The sequence below is a fragment of the Microcoleus sp. AT3-D2 genome, from assembly GCF_036705715.1.
Lineage (GTDB): Bacteria > Cyanobacteriota > Cyanobacteriia > Cyanobacteriales > Microcoleaceae > Microcoleus.
The window spans coordinates 1-2757 of the sequence record NZ_JAUBVE010000162.1 but is presented as its reverse complement, the minus strand read 5'-3'; the positions used below and the strand labels follow the sequence as shown (position 1 = coordinate 2757).

The window sequence follows — 2757 nt, the reverse complement described above, 5'->3', positions numbered from 1 at the left end:
AATAGATAGTCTAAATGAAAGCTCATCACTACAACTGTATTGGTTGATCTATTTTACACCATAAACTCAGGAGAGCCGGAGCAAATAGGCACTGGCAACCATCAAAGCTAAAATAGCACTTCGGGTAGAAGTTAGCAGCAGTGCGGGAACAGTTAAAATTAAAGTAATTGCAGTTAATTTAGTTGCGGTAAATCTCCCAAACCGACCCACAATAGCAGTAATTATTATTAATGTTAAAACTATGGCTGCGTGGCCGCGATGGGAGTACAATCCTATTGGTTGTTGCCCTTGAAATATGGTGCTGGCATTAACATCAGCTCTGATAATTTGACCCATTGTGGCGGTATAGTCGATCCGCCAGTCGATGATTTGGGGGAAGATACTAAGAGAAAGAATCGTGCCGCCAATTAGCAGTCCTTTTAGTTGGGAAATTATGAGTTGCGGGTGTACGATTAGGAGCAAGCTGTTGCTGAGGGTGAAGGCGGCGATTAACAGCCAGTAGAGCCACCCGTCTCCCATTTGGTCTTGACCGAAGAAAGAAGTTAAAGGGAAAGGACTTTGTAGAGTGGAGATAGCTCCGATTGAGAGAAATATTGTCCAAAGTATTAGGGAAATTTTCCATTTTCGGGGAATGGTTAGGGCTTTTTTTTGTTCCGACAAGAGGGCGAGATTGACTCCTATTATTAGCCAAATAATTAATACTTTGGGGGAAGTCCAGATGAGGCCCCGGCTGCTTCCCCAGGGGTTGATGAGGATGATGCTGAGGGCATATAGCAGGGTGTAGAGGGTTTTCATTACTCTTTGTTTTTCCGGTTTTTGAGTCTTTTAATTACAGGCAATACAGCGAGGGCAAATAAAGTTCCTAATGCGGTGGTTGGTTCGGGAACGGCTGCGGCGGCGAGGGCGTCGTCGGTGTTTTTAGCTGAGACTTTTGGAGTTTTTGCGGTGAGAGTATCGTCAAGATACGATAGTTCTGGGTCTTCCAGTAAGTCGCTGCTGATTTCTGCTAAATCTACTCGCTCAGAATTGTTATCCTCTGAAGATAGTTCTGGGTCTTCCAGTAAGTCGGCACTGATGTCTCCTATATCTGCATTATTTTCATCGTTGTCTGTTGAAGATAATTCTGCGTCTTCCAGTAAGTCGCTGCTGATTCTTGCTAAATTTACTTGGTCTTCGTTGCTGTCTGTTGATGATAGTTCTGGGTCTTCCAGTAAGTCGCTGCTGATGCCGGCTAAATTTACTTGGTTTTCGTTGCTGTCTGTTGATGATAGTTCTGGATTTTCCAGCAAATCACGACTGAGGCCTGCTACGTTGGCATTGTTCAAACTATAGTCTGTTGATGATAATTCTGGGTCTTCGAGTAAGTCGCTGCTGATTGCTGTTAAGTAGTCAGTGTTAGCTTTGCTACTGCTCTCAAAAAGTGAGCTTGGACGCAAGTTCTGGGCCTTAGCGTTTGGTATCGCAGAAATGGGAACCGCCCGAATCGGACGCCCACCCGGACGGGGTGCTCGTGCTGGACGCGGGCTGGGTGCTGGCGCTGGACGCGGGCTGGGTGCCGGACGGGGACTCGGTGCTGGCGATGGACGCGGACTCGGTGCTGGCGATGGACGCGGGGTTGGTCTGGGTGTGGGCGATGGTGAGGGTGTTGGCGATGGTGATACTGCTACGCAGCGTATGCCGCCGCCACCGCTGCTGCTGGCGACAATAGCGCTACCGCTTTTAGTAAGCAAACCTGGTGGTGGACAATATTCTTCTGGAACTGGAACTGGAACTGGAGTTGGCTTTGGAACGGGAACGGGAACGGGCACTGGTTGTTTGCGACGACGGGTTACTTTGTTTTTCCAGCCCCACCGTATTCCGTTATAAATGGTAACGTTCGTTTCCGTAATAGTTAGTTCGTTTTTATCTTTTCTGGTGAATGTCTCTATGTCAGCTAAGTAAGCTTCAGCAATCCAATAATGCTCGTTTAGGGGATCTTCTCTATAGCTTCTGTCTGCCAATCTTTCGGTACTTCGTGGATAGAAAGGGGTGTTTTCACGGCCTACATTGTCAAGGTATTTTGACACTTTATTATCATGTTGCTTCACATGAGCCGGGTGGTTAGTGTTTACCCACTGAATCCAACGAAGGTCTCGTGTTGTATCACCTCTACCTCGCCGGTAATTCAACTCAATCCCAGCTCCCACTCCGGTTGAAGCAGGTGGATTAGGTGTTGTTACATTTGGTAAATTTGGATATTTACAGGGAATTTTAAAAGTACAAGCATAATAGTTTAATACTTCTACATTTCCTCTTAAGTCTTTATCCGCTTTAGTAAAATTCCAAATCTGTGTACGACCGGAATTATTATAAGCTGATATCCTATAAGCCTCTAACAGATTTTGCAAAGTTATCGTCCCGCCACGTGGCATTTGTGTTATTTTACCAGGCTGCTGCAGTCTGGTGCTGATAGTTATTTCTTCATTCCCCTGTATATAAGTGACAGACTGAGTTGGAAGGTATAAATCTCGTGCTCCTTTTGCTGCAAAACTCAGGCTGAAACCCATAGCCTCTTGACTCGTGAATGCAACTAACAAGGGTGGTGCTAAAAACATTACAATCGTTTGTGTGGTCGCCATTATGTATCCTCAATCAGTTATGTTTATACGAAGTGCTAATTATTAGGCGTAAATCCTTATGGTGGCTCTCCTGAGTTTATGGTGTAAAATAGATCAACCAATACAGTTGTAGTGATGAGCTTTCATTTAGACTATCTAT

2 protein-coding genes are annotated in these 2757 nt (G+C 45.3%); both read right to left on the bottom strand.

Annotation, left to right across the window (positions count from 1 at the left end):
• Positions 1 to 66 precede the first annotated feature (66 nt).
• Entirely contained in the window at positions 67 to 795 is a 729-nt protein-coding gene (locus QUB44_RS30400; RefSeq protein ID WP_333373546.1) for a hypothetical protein, read from the bottom strand.
• On the bottom strand, positions 795 to 2618 hold the full coding sequence (locus tag QUB44_RS30395) for a hypothetical protein (RefSeq protein ID WP_333373544.1): 1824 nt from the start codon (positions 2616 to 2618) through the stop codon (positions 795 to 797). Before QUB44_RS30395 ends, QUB44_RS30400 begins: the two co-directional genes overlap by 1 nt.
• Positions 2619 to 2757: the final 139 nt, after the last annotated feature.

Coding starts and splice junctions, on each gene's coding strand:
- QUB44_RS30400 (WP_333373546.1), bottom strand. CDS start 795: ATGAAAACCCTCTACACCCTGCTATATGCCCTCAGCATCATCCTCATC.
- QUB44_RS30395 (WP_333373544.1), bottom strand. CDS start 2,618: ATGGCGACCACACAAACGATTGTAATGTTTTTAGCACCACCCTTGTTA.